Raw genomic sequence first — 16,765 nt, forward strand, 5'->3', positions numbered from 1 at the left:
GACGACCGTTTGAGGCACAATAGCCACACAGCGTTACCAATCGGTTTATGATGAATTATTGGTTTCACAGGTTGGCCGTGTTTTATCGGGTGCGGGTGGTCGAGGCAGGGCGGCCGTTTTCGACGAGGGATGCGGCGAGATAATCGCGTACGCGCGCCTCCATCGCCTGCCACTGCGGCAAAAGTCTGCTCGAAAAACGGTAAAGCACAGAAAGATCGCGGCCGATGTGGATATCGCGCTGACAATCCGCGCTGGTCGATTGCGATTCGTCCGCCGGCATCATGCAGCGCACTGCATAGTCGGAGCCGTCGGGCAGAGTCCCGGTGAAGAACACCTCGCCGCCATAGCCGGAATTCTCCCGCAGCGGCTGCATCGTCAGGCCGGCCGGACCGGGTTCCGTCCGGTCGTCGAACAGGTGGCTGTAGATCGGCGCCAGCCGGCCGGACATGTCGCGCGACATGGTACTTTGCGAAAGATTGAGGAAAATCAGGCTCTCGGGCCGCGTCGCATCGTTGAAGCGGATGCGCTCGGCGTTGGAATAGCCGTTCATCTCCGGCCAGGTGAGGTAGAGATCGACGCGTTCCGTGCGGCCCGGCCGGCGCTGCTCCTCGAAGCGGATCGTATTGGCGGGAAGGCGGATCTGGTCCTGGCCGATCACGACATCCACGGCCTCAGCACTTTCGGTATGGCCGGCAAGCGCGATGCGCTCACCCAATGCGCGGCCGGCGACGCTGATGGCGAGCGTCAGCCCGGCGAGAACCGCGATGCCGACGGTCAGGCGCGTCAGCAGGCGATTGGAGATGAGCGGGGCATGGTCCTCGTTGCCGGTTGCCATCGCAGCCATGTCGCCTCGCGCTCCTTCGACCCGTCCATTGCGGGACACCTGGGCGGAGGGTCTGCCAACATGGTTAATTTTCGGTTGAGGATTTGGGCGGGCATGCCCTCAAAAAGGGAGCGGCCGGTTCCGGGACAGGAGAACCGGCCGCAGGGCCAAGGTCGGGGACGGGGATTGGGGGACTGACCGGGCCCTTTCTGTTGCCCGGCGAAGCCGCCGGGCAGTCTCTTCGCGCGCCCTCGGGCGCCGGTCGTTACCTGACGCTACCGACAGCTTCGGCGCGGCCATCCTGCAGCTTGACCCACTTGCCGGCATTGGCCGACGACTGGCGCTTGAGGAAGCGGTATTCGGTCTCCGACCAGAGCAGGACCTTGTTGCGCATGTTGTCGAGCACGAAGTCGCCGCGGTCGGTGCGCACGGTCAGGACCGCGTGGCCTTCGCCGTTCGGCTGGAGGACGACGGTGATCAGGAGGTTCGCGGGCGAGATGCCGGCTTCCATCAGGCGCTTGCGCTTGATGAGGACATAGTCCTCGCAGTCGGCGGCATATTCCGGATAGGCCCACTTCTCCTCGACGCCGTAGATTTCCATGTCGGTCATCGGCGCGAATTCGGTGTTGGCGGCGTAGTTGACGTTGAGGATCGTCTTCCAGTTTTCCTGCGTCAGCTTGAGCGGGCCGTCGTCACGGCCGTTCGGGCCGCATTCGCTGGCATTGAGCTTGCAGAATTCATAGTGGCCGATCGGCTGGTTGGTCGCGCCTGCAAGCGGCGTGTTGGCCGGCAGCGCCATGGCGGCCTGTGCCGCAACCAGGGAAAGGAGGAATGCAAACGTCCCTGTCTTGATGATTTTTGTCATTGCTATGTCCCCGTTCGATGAGGCGACAATGACAGCTATGTTTTGAGCTTGCGCGAAAAGCCGAAGTAGAACTTAGTTCAAATCAAGATAGCATAAGCATAAAACAAGAATAGAATTTGAGATTGATTTGAACTGTATTTGAAGCGAATTTGATTAAAATTGTAGCGAATACCCTCGCGGTTGCGGGCTTTCATCTTCCAGCCATGCTGCTGATTCATAATCGTTTTTCGATTTAAGCAGGTGATATTGGGCTGGGTTCGGCTTATTGGAAGCCGGAATTTCCATGCGGATGAGCGCTGGCACAACGTAGTCGTCGGGCATAATGCAAACCTGCATCGCTGCGTTTTTCCCGATGATGGACGCGCGCGGCAGAATTTTTTTTGATTTTCTCTTTCGAGAATGTGCCTCGATCCGGGCTGAAACAGCAAAGGGCCCCACGGGGCCCTTTTTGAAACAATATCGGCTTTCGGCTGTGCCGGAATGCTACAGGAATGCGGTGAGGGCTTCCCGCGACTGGACGGACGAGAACTCGATGGCGACGCCTTCCTGGAAGTGGCGCACGACTCGCCCCTTCATGTTGCCGAGCTGGACGGGCGTGCCGAGGGCAGGGCGGACGTCGATGTCGACGGCGGCGCCCGAAAGCGAAAGGTCGATGATGCGGCAGGGATAGCGCCGGCCGTCGTCGAGCGTCAGGTCCGTGCGTGTATTGCGCGGCGTGAGGCGGTCGTGGCGACGATCTTCCGGCAGGCCGAGTTCGTGCCGGTTGGCGATCCAGGTGAGCTGAGCCGCGAGCTTTTCCCGCTTGCGGTCCGTCGCGTTCAACTGGATGACGAAGCCGTCTTCGCGCAGGATCGCGACGGAGCCCTCGATGCGGCCGACATGGTCGATATAGGCGATGATGCGCTCGCCCATCCGCGGGCGCGCGCTGCAGACGAAGCTGGCGTCGCCCGGCGACATGTCGAGGGCGGTGCAGTCGAATTCGTCATGGCTGGCTAGCATCAGGCGGCCGGGCAGGTTCACCGAGACGCGCTGGAAGTTGCGCTGGTCGGGTTGCGCTGCTCTGGTTGCCGGCGATGCTTGCTGGAAAGAGTACATGAGCGCGCGTGCCTGATCGTCCTATCTCTTTCCAACCCTTAACCTTTCGGGGTTAACAGAAGGTTTGCCGGAGCGGGAAAATGTCGCCTCGGGTTGTGGTTTCAACAACCTTTGGGCGATGTTGGTTGCGTTTCCGCCAATCCGCCGTCCTTCCGCCCGCCTTCGAAAATGCGCAGGTGCATGACCCGGCTGATCTTCTGGCCGAAGCCGGCCGGTCGCATGGCCATGACGGATGTCGGCATGGGGATCGGCGGGCGGTTGCCGGCCAGATCGTCCTTGCGCGCGGGGTCGATGACCGAAAGCGCATCGAGCGTGGCATAGCGGAAGGCCGAGAGCGGCTGGCGCTGGCCGGGCAGGGGGGCGAAGGTGCCGATGATACGGTCGGCCGCCCGGCCGGCGGTCGCAAGCGGCAGCAGCACGATTTCCGCCTCGGTATTTTCCAGCGCGCCGTCGACGAGCCGGATCCGCATGATCGCGGGCACGGCCTCGGCCATGACGTTTTCCGCCATGCGGGCCACGCGGCTGCGCTGGTCCGGGGCAAACAGCGCGTCGAAATCCATGCCCTTCAGCTCGCGGGCGAACTGGGCGCACATGCGCGTGCCGGCGAGGCGAAAGCGCGGCGCATGCAGTCGTCCATACTCCAGCATGAAGACGTCCGGCAGGATCGCCGCGATGTCGGCGGGTTCGATGGTGCTCCGCAATGGCACGGCGCGCTCGCCGCGCTGGCGCGTCCAGTAATCGTAAAGCGTGGTTGCAGCTCTGGTATGCATGCTCGTTCTTCCGTCTGCTCTGTCCCGCTACGGCACGCCGAAGGCGGTGCAGGGGGCATTTGTGAGAGACTGTGCGAGTTTCGTGCCAGACGGATATTAAGGTTAACGATTGGTTTCCATTGCGCGACCGGCCGGCTTGAGGGAACATCCGGCATCCCTTCACGAGGGAATGGTTTACTGCACATCTGTTTCGCCCCGGGGATTGGGGGCACCGGCCGTCGGCGAAAGCTGTACGGCCTTTCTTTTCTCGATATAAGCACGAATCGATTTTTGAGTTGGGTGGTTCGGTCATGAGTAACGACGGCATCGAAGTGCAGGGTGACGGGTTCGAGGCCCGCAAGCGGGAGCCGGCGTTCAACCTGCCCGGAAGCCTCGTCTTCGTTCTCGGGCTGCTGACGCTCGTCCATCTGGTGCGCACCTATGTCCTGTCGCCGTCGGCCGACGAATACGTGCTGCTGGAATTCGCCTTCATCCCGGGACGCTATGCCGTTCCGTTCTCCGAATGGGACCTGAGCTGGCTGTGGAGCCCGGTCACCTATTCGCTGCTGCATGGCGGCTGGGAGCACCTGATCTTCAATGCGTTCTGGATGGTCGCCTTCGGGGCGCCCGTCGTGCGGCGCATCGGCACTGTGCGGTTCTTCCTCTTCTGGTGCCTTTCGGCCATCGCGGCCGTCGCTTTCCACACAGCCCTGCACTGGGGCGCGATGATCCTCGTCGTGGGGGCCTCCGGCGTCGTGTCGGGCCTGATGGGCGCAGCGGCGCGCTTCGTCTTTTCGCCGAGCGGGCGCGTCAGCCGGCAGTTTGCGCATCTCAACCGCCGACTCACCATCCCCGAAGCACTCTCCAACCGGTCCGTGCTGGTCTTTTCCGGGATCTGGTTCCTCACGAACTTCCTGATCGGCTTCGGCCAGATATTCGGTTCGGTGGCCGCCGGCGGGGCGGTGGCGTGGGAAGCGCATATCGGCGGCTTCCTGTTCGGCTTCCTGTTCTTCCCGATCTTCGACGTTTCCGTGGCCGAGAGCCGGCGGGATTAACGATAGTCTATTAGCCGTCTTGCAATCGCCTCTTTCGTGGCGCACCATGACATCGTTCCGGTTCGCACATGCACACCGGAACAGGGTAGCATCCGCAAGGAGGAAGGGATGCCGCCCCGTACTGGCAGGGCATCCCTGCGCGGATGTCCCGCCTCTCAGCGTCATGATGCACACGGGAGGTACGCATGTATGTAAGGACTATACTGGACGAAAAAGGCCGCAACGTCGTAACCGGCGGCCCGCAGCTCACCGTAAGGCAGGCTGCCGTCTATCTGCATGAAAATCATATCGGCGCCATCGTCATCGTGGATCGAAATGACCGAATCGCGGGCATTCTGACCGAGCGCGATATCGTGGCCGCCATCGCCCGCAGCGGCGGCGAATGCCTGGACAAGCCCATTTCCTCCATCATGTGGGGCAATGTCCATCGTTGCGGCGAAAACCAGACGGTCGAGGAGCTCATGGAAATGATGAGCACGCTGCGCGCCCGCCACATCCCCGTGGAAAAGGACGGCCGCCTGGTGGGCATCATCTCGATCGGCGACGTGGTGAAATCCCACATCCGCGCGATCCAGCACGAAGCCGAAGCCATCAAGGCCTATATCGCAAGCTGATACGGCACCGAACGGGTTCGGGCGGAACGATCTCCATCGCTCCGCCCGCCGCCCATTTCGTCTTTCCCGTGCAAGAACCGGTCGCTTCTTCCGGAAAGCCCGCATTCAGCGGGCCATCACCACTTCCAGCATCCGCTTGATCTCGAAAATCCGCGCCTTGCCCTCGAGATAGCCGCGTTCGATGGATTCACCGGCGCGATGGAATTCCGAAAGGCCGATATCGGCCAGCTTCGGATGCAGCGCGAGGTCCGGCGGATCGCCGGCTAGGCGCGCGCGGGAAATCCGGTCCTGGATGATGTTGAACGACTGCACCATGACGCTCGTCAGCCCGAGCCGGGCGGCGCCGTCCTCCTGCTTCTGTTCTTCGATCTTCTGCGGGCCCGCGCTGTGCTTGATCACGGCCGAGCGGCCGTAGAGGTCGTAGTTGAGGTTGACGGCGACGACCAGAAGCTCCTCATGCGCCCGGCAGACGGAAACGGGCACCGGATTCACCAGAGCGCCATCCACCAGCGTGCGGTTGTTGCACTTGATCGGCTCGAAGATGCCGGGCAGGGCATAGGACGCGCGCAATGCCGTGATCAGCGAGCCGCTGTTGATCCAGACTTCGTGGCCGCTGTTGACCTCCGTCGCCACCGCGACGAAGGGCCGGTCGAGATCCTCGATCGACAGGTTCTCGATATGCTCCTGCATGCGCCTGGTCAGCCGCATGCCGCCGAAGAGGCCGGAGCCGCGAATGGTGAAATCGAGGAGGCTCGCAATGCGGCGCATGGTGAGCGAGCGGGCGAAGGCCTCCAGCTCGTCGAGCTTGCCGGCCAGATAACAGCCGCCGACGAGGGAGCCGATGGAGGTGCCGGCGATCATGCCCACCTCGATGCCTTCTTCTTCCAGCGCCCGGAGCACGCCGATATGGGCCCAGCCGCGGGCAGCGCCGCCGCCGAGGGCAAGGGCGATCTTCGGCTTGCGCGGCGGGGCCGGCGCGGGAATGTGGGAAACGTCGTTCATGGAAGGTCCGCCGGGATCCGAGGCATCCGCCGTTACGAGGCTACGATTGAAACTCCAGTTCAACATTCCGGACCTCCGTTCCCTAAAGGAATTCGCGGTAAAGCAAACGGTTCCGCCAATTGGCTGCCCTCGGAAGCACAATAAATGGCAGAATAGTTGCAATCTGTGACGCGGGGAACTTTCGGGACAAAAAATCCCGGAAAGAGCACTTTTCTCGAGGCGAAAGACGGGGGCCTGCCCCGGATACCGCTACCCCTTTTAGGGTGGCGTCGGAAACCTTTCGAAGCGCATGCGAGCGATGGGGTTCCATATCCTGATCCGCATGGCGGGGATAAGGTCCGCCATGCTTGGATTAGGCGACCCGACAGGTTGCCAAATGGTAAATCCGTGCCGGAACGGGACGCTATTCGTAGAGATGCTTAATTTTTGCTGTAGACGGCCGCCGGGTCGAATTGCGGCTCGCCGCCGGTGATCGTCAGCACCGCGCCGTCCGGGCCGCCCGAGACCGTGCGGTAGAAGCAGGAGCGGCGGCCGGTATGGCAGGTGGCGTCGTGGCCGGCGACGGAGACCTTCAGCCAGACGGCGTCCTGGTCGCAGTCGGTCCTGAGTTCCACGACGGTCTGGAGATTGCCAGAGGTCTCGCCCTTCTTCCAGAGTGAATTGCGCGAGCGGCTCCAGTAATGCGCGATGCCGGTCTCGATGGTGAGCGCCAGCGCTTCGGCGTTCATATGGGCGACCATCAGCAGTTCGCCGTCCTTCGCATCCGTCACGACGGCGGTCACGAGGCCGTTGCCGTCGAAGCGGGGAGTGAAGGCCGGGCCTGTCTCCAGCTCGGCCTTGTCCCTGGAGGGGGCTTGGAAGGTGATCGGCATGGCGGTCGGCTCCGTCGGGCGGAGCCGGCTGTCACCTAGCTCCGGATCATCGTCATGAACCGGACCTGTTCGGCCGGCTCGGTCTTGAAGGCACCGGTAAAGGTGGTGGTGAGCGTTGTCGAGCCCTGTTTCTGGATGCCGCGCATGGCCATGCACATATGCTCGGCCTCGATCATCACGGCGACGCCCCGCGGGTTCAGCGTTTCGTCGATGGATTTGGCGATTTGCGCCGTCATCGTCTCCTGCGTCTGCAGGCGGCGGCCGAAGATCTCCACCACGCGGGCGATCTTGGAAAGGCCCAGCACCCGGCCGTTCGGCAGATAGGCGACATGCGCCTTGCCGATGATCGGCACCATATGGTGCTCGCAATGAGAGAAGAACGGAATGTCCTTCACCAGCACCATGTCGTCATAGCCGGCGACCTCCTCGAAGGTGCGGCCGAGCACATCCTCGGCGGCAAGGTCGTAGCCGGAAAAGAGCTCGCGATAGGCTTTCGCGACGCGCTTGGGCGTGTCGAGCAGGCCCTCGCGCTGCGGATCGTCGCCGGCCCAGCGAAGCAGAACGCGAACCGCGTCTTCCGCCTCTTTCTGCGTGGGGCGGCCGGCATCATCCTCGACGCGGGGAAAATTGGTGACTATGGCGTCCATGGACCCATTGACCTTTCTGCAGGTTACCTGACGTGTTTATCGGACTCGCCACTGGCCATTCGCCTAACCCTGCAGGCTTGGGTTCCGTTGGCGGGCTCCGGGGCTTTCAGGTCATCGCTCATCAGTGCGATCGACCGTCCGGCACGGTTTCCCAAACAACAGGTGATGGTTCGACACTTGTAAAACCCTCACCCCAATACGAGTTATCATATAGTATCGAACAACCACTGCGAAAGAGGCCTGAGGCGACACGCCGTGCTTTTTTCCCGACGAGGCCGGAATAATCTCCTCGGATCATTGAAGATTCCGCAAAAAGCGCGGAAAACAGGGCCATGATGGACGATATCTATAACAGCCGTATCCTCGAATTCGCCGGCAACATTCCGCGCATTGGCACCCTGCCGGATGCGGACGCCGAGGCCGGCGCCCATTCCAAGCTCTGCGGCTCGCGCGTGAAGGTCTATCTGAAACTCGACGGCGATACCGTCAGCGATTTCGCCCACGAGGTGAAGGCCTGCGCGCTCGGCCAGGCGTCGTCCTCGGTCATGGCGCGCCATGTGATCGGCGCGACGGTGGCGGAAATCCGCAAGGCGCGCGAGGACATGCTCGCCATGCTGAAGGCCGACGGCGAGGGACCGACCGGCCGCTTCGAAGACATGCGTTTCCTCAAGCCCGTCAAGGATTACAAGGCCCGCCACGCCTCCACCATGCTGACCTTCGACGCCGTGGTCGACGCCATCGGCCAGATCGAGGCGAAGCGGCTGGAAAAGGCCGGGTGAGGGCGGTGTTTGCCGCCTGCCCCTCATCCCGCCGCCACGACCTTCTCCCCGCGAGCGGGGAGAAGGGAAATGCCGCGCCGTTTTCCCCTCAAGCCGCACGGTCGATGGGGCACCGGACGCTCCCGCGAGTCCCTTCTCTCCGCTTGCGGGGAGAAGGTGCCGGCAGGCGGGCGAGGGGCATCCTTCCCCCAGGCCGCAAAGCCGATGTGTAACGCCCCCGACTGCCACCACGCTCCCGAACGGCCGCGTCACAAGGGCCGCAACTGGAACGGCCCGTTCCGCAAGACGCCGGGGCGGCTGTTCGGCATGGCCTTCATCCGCCTTTACCAGCTCACACTCTCCGGTTTCATCGGCAATTCCTGCCGCCACCTGCCGACCTGCTCGGAATACGGCTACGAGGCCGTCGCCCGCCACGGCCTGTGGCGCGGCGGGTTCATGACGCTCTTCCGCGTCGCCCGCTGTGGTCCCGGCGGCACGCATGGCTTCGATCCCGTACCGGAGACGCTGGAAGCGCGCCTTGCCTGGTGGGCGCCATGGCGGCTGTGGCGCGTCTCGAAGGCGGAGCGCGGCTGAGCAGTGGAAACCTATGTCGCCCTCCTGCATTCCATCGTGCTTTCGCCCGGGAAAAGGGTGGTGATGGCGGACCTCAAGGCGATGGCCGAAGGCCTCGGCTTCCGCAACGCCCGCACGCTGGTCGCCACCGGCAATCTCGTCTTCGACGGCGAGGCCGCGCCGCTCGCCGAAATCGAGGCGCGGCTGGAAACGGGGTTTCGCGCCCGCTTCGGCAAGCATGTCGACATCATCGCCCGCACCGCCGAAGGCTGGAAGCGCCTTGCCGCCGGCAATCCCTTCCCTGAAGGCAATGGCGCCGACGTCGTGGTGCGCGCCATGCGCGCGCCGCTCGACGGGAAAGCGCTGGCAAGGCTCGAAAGCAACGCGACACCCGGCATCCGCCTTGCCCTTTCGCACGGCGACCTCTGGATCGATTTCGCCGCGAAGCCGAGCGAAACGAAGCTGCTTGCGCATCTGACGACGAAGAAGCTCGGCATCGGCACGCTGCGCAACGCCAACACGGTCAACGGCCTTTGCGCGCTACTGGCCCGATAGGCGGCGCGAGCGCGCTCTCCCATCCCACGGGCACCGTGGGGTCGTCGTCCAGCGCCTCCGCTTCCTCTTCCCACCTGTCCAGGTCCTCCTGGCTGTAGCCGGCGATGAGCCATTCCCGCTGCTGGCGTTCTTCGAGTTCCCGCGACGCGCAGTTGATCGCGGACTGCGTGGCATCGTCCACCACGCAGGGCGGAAACTGCTTGTAATGGGTGGTGGCGATTTCTTCTGCCGGCCAGCAGCCGGTGCAGCGCTTCGCCCGACGGCATTTCGGCAGGCGGCAGGCAAGGTGAAGGCCGGCAAAGGTGGCCGCCTGACGAAAATACGGCTGGAGCCGCTGCGTGCGCCTCTGGTGCCGCTTGTCCTTGAAAAGTTCCTGACCGTAAGACATTGCGCTCTCCTCTCCGCGCAGGCCTTCGCCACCGACGGGGCGCGCCAAGACCGCCCGCATGGCGATCCACCGGGTTTTCGAAACTGTCCGGAGAACCGCGCGAAAGCGTTGCCTCTCTGGTTTATGGATGGTGGCTTCGCTTTCGCGCGGCCCAGGCGTTCTTCGGAGGCGGTCCGGCCTCCTTCAGGCGGGGAGCTGCTTCGCTGCACGCTGCCTCCGCATGAACCTTGTCCGAAAACCGCTTTCGCGGCTTTGGCGGGCATGCATCGGCCAGCGCTTGCATGGCGGACCCAAACCGACCCCGCAAGACCCGGGGAAGGGGGAAGCCTGTTGCGACGGAAGCTTTCGCCCCCGCAGCGCTCCTCGCCTCTTCCGCCCCTGCCGTACGTTTCGACAGAACACGAAAGCGCCTCCTCCCGCCCGCATCGACACGTTACGCGATCCGTCCGGCGGCGGAAGGAGGTTCAGGATACGGCAGGTTTTTGGGGTGGGGAAAAAAAATTCTAGGCTTGATGCTCGAAGCATTGCCGCGGCTTCACGAAAGTGCAGCTAATGCTTCAAATAGCCGTTTCAATCCATCGTCTTTCAGCCACTGGTAAGCGAAAGGAACAGCCGCCAAAATACCTGCTCCTAGTAGCAAGGTGGCTAGTTCGGTTAAATCTATGAGACGTGTTTCCTTTCGTTCGGAACGCAAGAAAATTCTGAGAGCTGTAGTTTTATTGTGGAGCCATTTAAAAGAAAGGACAACAAATGCTAGAGTTAAAATTAGAAATGCACGTGACGGAAGATCGAGGCTTGGAAGTAATACTAAAACTACTAGAAAGAATATCCCATTAATATTAAGTGCATGTTTCTCGTAGATTTTTCTCCACAGGGAATGGTGTCGCCTGAGTATGGATTCGATCTGGTGAAATGCTCCATCAACCCAAACGGCGCTTGATCCGGAAATAGAAAAGGAGCACTCTACAGAGCCAAGAACAATATTTATATTCCTTTGGATTCCGTCTGGGGGTTCTGTAAGTGAAAGGCTTAGGAATTCCGCGCGGTCGGGGAGGGTGGCATTATCCCAAAAGCTGGCCGCAAGACGTCTAATATCTTTTGCGTCGGCGTTAGCCGATATCACAACGTCGTATGAGGATGGCAATAATTCGCGCATCGCATGAACGAGGGTATGTATCTCGTCTTTGTAAATCGTAATCTTAGGTATTTGCCCTGTTCTTTGTATCACTTGAAGCGGCTCAACGCTTGATGGTGTTGGGTTTTTTTGTATTTCGAAATTAGCGCGCTCTAATTGGAGGACGCCCGCATGACCTCCGGGCATTGACCATTTGCCACCGAGGTGTTGATCTCCATTTCTTTGAAAAATGAAATCTACGGTAACTTCAGGTTGCTCTGGATCGTTTCCTGCAGTTAGAAGCGTGGAAGATATTATGTTGTTCAACTCGGAAATGGGCCCGTGAAGGACAACGGCTCTCCCTTGTATGTTTATTCTAAGGGTAATTAATACGTCGTCGCCTTCCCGGATAATTTCCGCAAAAGCATTTCCCGCGTACGTTCCGAAAATGTTACCAATCCAGTTCCCTTGAAGATCGTCCAAGTTATTCCCCATCTCCGTACTTAAGCTGTCAAATTATTTTGCCCGAACTAATTGTTGATGCAATTCCTATTTGCATTTCATTTAACGTAGCTAATCGCGAGATGGCCGCGGCTTCAACTCGTCCCCCTTCCAATCCCTCCGTTTTCCCCTTATATCGCACACGCTACATGCCGGAATCCCGGCCTTTTCACTCGCATACCACCCGCATTCGTTGGCGGGACTGGATAGGAGATTTTTGAATGTCTGCACCTGTTTCCCTGACTTTTCCCGATGGTTCCGTCCGCGAATATCCCGCGGGCTCGACCGGGCGTGACGTGGCCGAGGCGATTTCCAAGTCGCTGGCCAAGAAGGCGGTCGCGATTGCGCTCGACGGCGAGCTGCGCGATCTCTCCGATCCCGTTTCCAACGGGCGGATCGAGATCGTCACCCGCGAGGACGACCGCGCGCTGGAACTCATTCGCCACGACGCCGCCCATGTGATGGCCGAGGCCGTGCAGGAGCTTTGGCCCGGCACGCAGGTGACGATCGGCCCGGTCATCGACAACGGCTTCTACTACGACTTCGCCAAGGACGAGCCCTTCACGCCCGACGATCTGCCCAAGATCGAAAAGCGCATGAAGGAGATCATCCAGCGCAACAAGCCCTTCACCAAGGAAGTCTGGTCGCGCGAAAAGGCCAAGGAGGTCTTCTCCTCCAAGGGCGAGAAGTACAAGGTCGAGCTGGTCGATGCGATCCCCGAGGGGCAGGACCTCAAGATCTACTACCAGGGCGACTGGTTCGACCTGTGTCGCGGCCCGCACATGGCCGCGACCGGCCAGATCGGCACGGCCTTCAAGCTGATGAAGGTCGCGGGCGCCTATTGGCGCGGCGATTCGAACAATCCGATGCTGACGCGCATCTACGGCACCGCCTGGCGCACGCAGGAGGAGCTCGATACCTATCTCAACATCCTCGCCGAAGCCGAGAAGCGCGACCATCGCCGCCTCGGACGCGAAATGGACCTGTTCCATTTCCAGGAGGAGGGGCCGGGCGTCGTCTTCTGGCACGGCAAGGGCTGGCGCATGTTCCAGACGCTCGTCGCCTATATGCGCCGTCGTCTCGCCGGCACCTATGAAGAGGTGAACGCGCCGCAGGTGCTCGACAAGTCGTTGTGGGAAACCTCGGGGCACTGGGGCTGGTACCGCGACAACATGTTCAAGGTGACCGTTGCCGGCGACGAGACCGACGACGAGCGCGTCTTCGCGCTGAAGCCGATGAACTGCCCGGGCCATGTGCAGATCTTCAAGCACGGCTTGAAGTCTTATCGCGAACTGCCCGTCCGTCTTGCGGAATTTGGCAACGTGCATCGCTATGAGCCCTCGGGCGCACTGCACGGGCTGATGCGCGTGCGCGGCTTCACGCAGGACGACGCGCATGTCTTCTGCACCGACGAGCAGATGGCGGCCGAATGCCTGCGCATCAACGACCTGATCCTCTCGGTCTACAAGGACTTCGGCTTCGAGGAGATCACCATCAAGCTCTCCACCCGGCCGGACAAGCGCGTCGGCTCGGACGAGCTCTGGGATCGCGCCGAGAGCGTTATGAAGCAGGTGCTCGACACGATCCAGCAGCAGTCGAACAACATCAAGACCGGCATCCTGCCGGGCGAGGGCGCGTTCTACGGGCCGAAGTTTGAATATACGCTGAAGGACGCCATCGGCCGCGAATGGCAGTGCGGCACCACACAGGTCGACTTCAACCTGCCGGAACGCTTCGGCGCCTTCTACATCGACCAGGCCTCGGAAAAGCGCCAGCCGGTGATGATCCACCGCGCTATCTGCGGTTCGATGGAGCGCTTCCTCGGCATCCTCATCGAGAACTTCGCAGGGCATATGCCGCTGTGGATCGCGCCGATGCAGGTGGTCGTGGCGACCATCACCTCGGAGGCGGACGATTATGCCCGCGAGGTGGCCGACAAGCTGCGCGAGGCGGGCCTGACCGTCGAGACGGATCTTCGCAACGAGAAGATCAACTACAAGGTCCGCGAGCATTCGGTGACCAAGGTCCCGGTCATCATCGTCTGCGGCAAGCGCGAGGCGGAGGAACGCTCCGTCAACATCCGCCGCCTCGGTTCGCAGAACCAGACGGCCATGTCGCTCGACGAGGCGATCGAAGCCCTGTCGCTGGAAGCGATGCCGCCGGACCTGAAGCGCAAGCTCGGCAAGGCTTGAGCGAGGGGCGCTTGCCCCTCATCCGCCTGCCGGCACCTTTGTAACTTCCCTTTATCCGCGAAAGCCGGTGTATTTGGCATTGCGGTGGCGGATGGCATCCCGCAGCACTTTTGGGACACCAAGCCCGCGGGAGAGCCCGGGTCTCCATCCGCCGTTCCATCGAACCCGAACAGTCGCCAGGGCCGCTCGACATTGCGAAGCCCGCTTAGGCAAGGATGGGATCGGATGGACAAGGTTGTCGTCGGTATCGACGTATCGAAGGACTGGCTCGACGTGCATGTCGCACCGTCGGGTGAACATTTCCGGGTCGGCAACGATCATGCCGGCGTGGAGGCGCTGATAGCCCGGCTGTCGTCGCACGGCCCCGCTCTGGTGGCGCTGGAGGCGACGGGCGGCTACGAGCATGTGGCGGTGGCGGCGCTTTCGGCGGCGGGGCTTGCCGTGGTGGTCGTCAATCCGGCACAGGTTCGCGCCTATGCGAATGCTCTGGGCAAACATGCCAAGACCGATCCGATCGACGCGGCAGTGATCGCGGCCTTCGTCGAAGCGGCCAAGCCCGACATACGTCCCTTGAAGGACGAGGCGGCGCGGGCCTTCGGCGAACTGGTGACACGGCGGCGCCAGATCGTGCAGATGATGGTGGCGGAAGAGAACCGCGAGCGGATGGCCGCATCCCCGCCCGCCCGCAAGAGCATCCGGCGCGTCCTGACGGCGCTGCGGCGCGAGCTGGAGAGCCTTGATGCCGATATGGACGACCGGATCCGCAAATCACCGTTGTGGCGGGTGCGCGAGAGGCTGTTGACCTCGGTGCCGGGCGTGGGACCGGCGGTGGCGCGCACGCTTTTGGCACATATGCCGGAACTGGGCAGCCTCGACCGGCGACAGATCGCGGCGCTGGCCGGGCTTGCACCGTGGACGCGGCAATCGGGCAAGTGGAAGGGCAGGAGCTTCATCGGCGGAGGCCGGAGCAACGTGCGGTCCGTGCTGTTCATGGCAGCCCTCGTGGCCAGTCGCCACAATGCGGTGCTCAAGGCCTTCCGCGATCATCTCGTGGCGGCCGGCAAGCCGAAGATCGTCGCCATCGTCGCAACCATGCGGAAGCTGCTGACCATGCTCAACGCCATCATCAGGGACCAAAGGCCATGGCAAAACACTTGACAACAAAGACAGTCGCTCTCCCCGCAAGCGGGGAGAAGGGACTTGTGGCAAGGCGGTGCAACATCTTCCTTCTCCCCGCTTGCGGGGAGAAGGTCGCGGCAGCGGGATGAGCGGCTTTTCCGCCTAGTCCACCACGTCCTCGGCAGCGGCCTTCTGGTCGTTCGCCTTCTCGTCGAGCAGCACCTCGACATCGGTGTTCACGCCGGCTTTCACCTGGAAATCGCGCTGGTAGATCCTGTTCTTGTTGCGGGCGACGGCGATATAGCTGCCTTCCGCCAGAACGAGCGTCGGGAACGCGCCGACGCTTTCGGAGACCGTGTCGCCGGAGGAGGTGAGGATCGACCAGGCGGTGTCGGCGATGGCCTCGCCGCCGGGCTCGGAGACGAGCTTCAGCGTCAGCTTGGCGGCGCGGTGCTGGATGGTGGCGCGCGTCAGCTTGCCGGCTTCCACCTGGATATCCGCGCGGATGACGGCGTTGACGTCGCCATAGTCGGAAACGACGTGATAGGTGCCGGCATTGAGCCGCACGACGGAATTCGGCTTCACGTCGTCCATCACGAGGTTGCGCTCGCCATCCTCGCGCACTTCGGCGGAATAGATCGCAAAGCTCAGCTCCTTCGGCGGAATGCGCACATCCGCGCCGGAAACGGCGTTCAGCATGATGCCGCCGGCATCGAGCACCATGACCTGCTTGTCGACGGAGCCCTGTTCGGGCACCACGAGCTTCTTCGTCGCGCCGGCCCGGCCGAAGGCGACATTGACGAAATATTCCCCGGGAACGAGGTGGAAGGCGGCCGTGCCGCCCTCGGAGGTGGCGAGCAGCGGCAGCTTGCCGTCAGCGGCCGGAATGGGCGAGAAGACGCGCCAGGTCAGGCCATGCTGCATCGGCTGGCCGTCCTTGGTCAGCAGCGCCTCGCAGGTGACGTCACGCAGGTTCGCCGGCGTCGCCTCGCCGGTGACGACGGGGTTGAAGGACATCAGCTTGCTGCCCTTGAGTGGCGTCGGAATCTGCGAAAAGCTCTCGAGCGAATCCTGCGCGCGTGCCGGCACGAAAGAGGCGGCAAGGCTCGCGAAGGCGATGCCTGCGGCGGCGACGGGATGGATTCGCATGCGCATGGGAACGGTTGACTTCCTGACTGTAAGGCTCCACTTGAAGGCCCGGCAAATGGCATTTTCAAGGCCGCGCCGGCGGCACGATATTGGAACTCCCCCGCAATGAAAACCGAAATAAAGCTGATCGATTATCTTTCGACCCGCCGGTCGATCCCCGCCTTCCAGATGAGCGCGCCCGGCCCCTCGAAAAGCGAGGTGGAGGAGATGCTGAAGCTTGCGTCGCGCGTGCCGGACCACGGCAAGCTCGCGCCCTGGCGCTTCATCGTCTATCGCGGCGAGGACCGCCGGCGGATCAGTGAGGCGCTGGCGAAGATCGCGTTCGCCGACAAGCCGGACCTTTCGGAAGAAATGGTGAAGGTGGAGAACACGCGGCTCACCCGCGCGCCGGTGGTGATCGCCGTTGTCAGCCGCGCGGCGCCGCATTTCAAGATTCCGGAATGGGAACAGGTCATGTCCGCCGGCGCCGTCTGCCTCAACCTCGTAATGGCGGCGAATGCGCATGGCTTCGCCTCGAACTGGCTGACGGAATGGTATGCCTTCGACGAGCGCGCCTATCCCATCCTCGGCGTCGAGCCGGGCGAGAAGGTCGCCGGCTTCATCCATATCGGCACGCCCACCGTTCCGCCGACCGAGCGGCCGCGGCCGGAGCTTGCCGAAATCGTCACATGGGTCGGCGATGACGCCTGACGCG

The 16,765-nt window shown here is 62.2% G+C and carries 19 protein-coding genes; 8 read left to right on the plus strand and 11 right to left on the minus strand.

Translation table 11 applies throughout. The annotated features are described in order from the left end of the window. Nucleotides 1-82: 82 nt before the first annotated feature. The 5 genes from ShzoTeo12_RS06925 to ShzoTeo12_RS06945 all read right to left on the minus strand — a co-directional run bounded on the left by ShzoTeo12_RS06925 (nt 83) and on the right by ShzoTeo12_RS06945 (nt 3,553). Nucleotides 83-844, minus strand: a complete 762-nt coding sequence (locus ShzoTeo12_RS06925) for a hypothetical protein (protein WP_318911827.1) — start codon at nt 842-844, stop codon at nt 83-85. A 244-nt stretch (nt 845-1,088) separates the two neighbouring features. After that, nucleotides 1,089-1,688: a transglutaminase-like cysteine peptidase gene (locus ShzoTeo12_RS06930; protein ID WP_318911828.1), complete on the minus strand. Its 600-nt coding sequence runs from the start codon at nt 1,686-1,688 to the stop codon at nt 1,089-1,091. A 153-nt stretch (nt 1,689-1,841) separates the two neighbouring features. Then, nucleotides 1,842-2,126 carry a hypothetical protein gene (locus ShzoTeo12_RS06935; RefSeq protein WP_318911829.1) on the minus strand — a complete coding sequence of 95 codons (285 nt, stop codon included), beginning with the start codon at nt 2,124-2,126 and terminating at the stop codon, nt 1,842-1,844. Nucleotides 2,127-2,171: 45 nt separating this feature from the next. Next, nucleotides 2,172-2,783: a PilZ domain-containing protein gene (locus ShzoTeo12_RS06940; RefSeq protein ID WP_119258262.1), complete on the minus strand. Its 612-nt coding sequence runs from the start codon at nt 2,781-2,783 to the stop codon at nt 2,172-2,174. Nucleotides 2,784-2,884: 101 nt separating this feature from the next. After that, the gene (locus ShzoTeo12_RS06945; protein WP_318911831.1) at nt 2,885-3,553 is read right to left on the minus strand and encodes a PAS domain-containing protein; all 669 of its coding nucleotides are present in this window, start codon (nt 3,551-3,553) and stop codon (nt 2,885-2,887) included. A gap of 290 nt (nt 3,554-3,843) precedes the next feature. Between ShzoTeo12_RS06945 and ShzoTeo12_RS06950 the strand changes: the two genes are divergently transcribed. After that, nucleotides 3,844-4,587: a rhomboid family intramembrane serine protease gene (locus tag ShzoTeo12_RS06950; RefSeq protein WP_119258260.1), complete on the plus strand. Its 744-nt coding sequence runs from the start codon at nt 3,844-3,846 to the stop codon at nt 4,585-4,587. 185 nt (nt 4,588-4,772) lie between these two features. Beyond that, nucleotides 4,773-5,201 (plus strand): CBS domain-containing protein, encoded by a 429-nt coding sequence (locus tag ShzoTeo12_RS06955; RefSeq protein ID WP_119258259.1) that lies wholly within the window; start codon nt 4,773-4,775, stop codon nt 5,199-5,201. A gap of 105 nt (nt 5,202-5,306) precedes the next feature. On the opposite strand, the gene ShzoTeo12_RS06960 is transcribed toward ShzoTeo12_RS06955, so the two are convergent. The 3 genes from ShzoTeo12_RS06960 to folE form a co-directional block, all read right to left on the minus strand. After that, nucleotides 5,307-6,269, minus strand: coding sequence for a patatin-like phospholipase family protein (locus ShzoTeo12_RS06960; protein WP_318911833.1), 963 nt, complete (start codon nt 6,267-6,269; stop codon nt 5,307-5,309). A gap of 353 nt (nt 6,270-6,622) precedes the next feature. Continuing rightward, nucleotides 6,623-7,075 (minus strand): phosphoribosyl-AMP cyclohydrolase, encoded by a 453-nt coding sequence (hisI, locus tag ShzoTeo12_RS06965; RefSeq protein WP_318911834.1) that lies wholly within the window; start codon nt 7,073-7,075, stop codon nt 6,623-6,625. 35 nt (nt 7,076-7,110) lie between these two features. Beyond that, nucleotides 7,111-7,722, minus strand: a complete 612-nt coding sequence (gene folE / locus ShzoTeo12_RS06970; RefSeq protein WP_318911835.1) for a GTP cyclohydrolase I FolE — start codon at nt 7,720-7,722, stop codon at nt 7,111-7,113. Between the two features lie 332 nt (nt 7,723-8,054). Between folE and ShzoTeo12_RS06975 the strand changes: the two genes are divergently transcribed. The 3 genes from ShzoTeo12_RS06975 to ShzoTeo12_RS06985 all read left to right on the plus strand — a co-directional run bounded on the left by ShzoTeo12_RS06975 (nt 8,055) and on the right by ShzoTeo12_RS06985 (nt 9,608). Continuing rightward, nucleotides 8,055-8,501, plus strand: coding sequence for an iron-sulfur cluster assembly scaffold protein (locus tag ShzoTeo12_RS06975; protein ID WP_318911836.1), 447 nt, complete (start codon nt 8,055-8,057; stop codon nt 8,499-8,501). Between the two features lie 204 nt (nt 8,502-8,705). Further along, a complete protein-coding gene (gene yidD / locus ShzoTeo12_RS06980) occupies nt 8,706-9,074 on the plus strand; it encodes a membrane protein insertion efficiency factor YidD (protein WP_318911838.1) in 369 nt (122 codons plus the stop codon). 3 nt (nt 9,075-9,077) lie between these two features. Then, nucleotides 9,078-9,608 (plus strand): DUF1697 domain-containing protein, encoded by a 531-nt coding sequence (locus ShzoTeo12_RS06985; protein ID WP_318911840.1) that lies wholly within the window; start codon nt 9,078-9,080, stop codon nt 9,606-9,608. Here the strand turns inward: ShzoTeo12_RS06985 and ShzoTeo12_RS06990 are convergent. Together ShzoTeo12_RS06990 and ShzoTeo12_RS06995 are read right to left on the minus strand one after the other, a co-directional pair. Then, nucleotides 9,577-9,996: a hypothetical protein gene (locus ShzoTeo12_RS06990; RefSeq protein ID WP_318911841.1), complete on the minus strand. Its 420-nt coding sequence runs from the start codon at nt 9,994-9,996 to the stop codon at nt 9,577-9,579. The genes ShzoTeo12_RS06985 and ShzoTeo12_RS06990 overlap by 32 nt on opposite strands. 535 nt (nt 9,997-10,531) lie before the next feature. Next, nucleotides 10,532-11,593 carry a hypothetical protein gene (locus tag ShzoTeo12_RS06995; protein ID WP_318911842.1) on the minus strand — a complete coding sequence of 354 codons (1,062 nt, stop codon included), beginning with the start codon at nt 11,591-11,593 and terminating at the stop codon, nt 10,532-10,534. Nucleotides 11,594-11,832: 239 nt separating this feature from the next. Here ShzoTeo12_RS06995 and thrS point away from each other — a divergent pair, with 239 nt between their 5' ends. Together thrS and ShzoTeo12_RS07005 are read left to right on the plus strand one after the other, a co-directional pair. After that, on the plus strand, nt 11,833-13,803 hold the full coding sequence (gene thrS, locus ShzoTeo12_RS07000) for a threonine--tRNA ligase (protein ID WP_318911843.1): 1,971 nt from the start codon (nt 11,833-11,835) through the stop codon (nt 13,801-13,803). A gap of 225 nt (nt 13,804-14,028) precedes the next feature. Next, a complete protein-coding gene (locus ShzoTeo12_RS07005; RefSeq protein WP_318909409.1) occupies nt 14,029-14,961 on the plus strand; it encodes an IS110 family transposase in 933 nt (310 codons plus the stop codon). Between the two features lie 123 nt (nt 14,962-15,084). On the opposite strand, the gene ShzoTeo12_RS07010 is transcribed toward ShzoTeo12_RS07005, so the two are convergent. Next, entirely contained in the window at nt 15,085-16,071 is a 987-nt protein-coding gene (locus ShzoTeo12_RS07010) for a hypothetical protein (RefSeq protein WP_413251144.1), read from the minus strand. Nucleotides 16,072-16,176: 105 nt separating this feature from the next. Between ShzoTeo12_RS07010 and ShzoTeo12_RS07015 the strand changes: the two genes are divergently transcribed. Continuing rightward, entirely contained in the window at nt 16,177-16,761 is a 585-nt protein-coding gene (locus ShzoTeo12_RS07015) for a nitroreductase (RefSeq protein WP_318911847.1), read from the plus strand. The last annotated feature ends 4 nt before the right edge of the window (nt 16,762-16,765 follow it).

The sequence above is a fragment of the Shinella zoogloeoides genome, assembly GCF_033705735.1.
Classification (GTDB): Bacteria; Pseudomonadota; Alphaproteobacteria; order Rhizobiales; family Rhizobiaceae; genus Shinella; species Shinella zoogloeoides_A.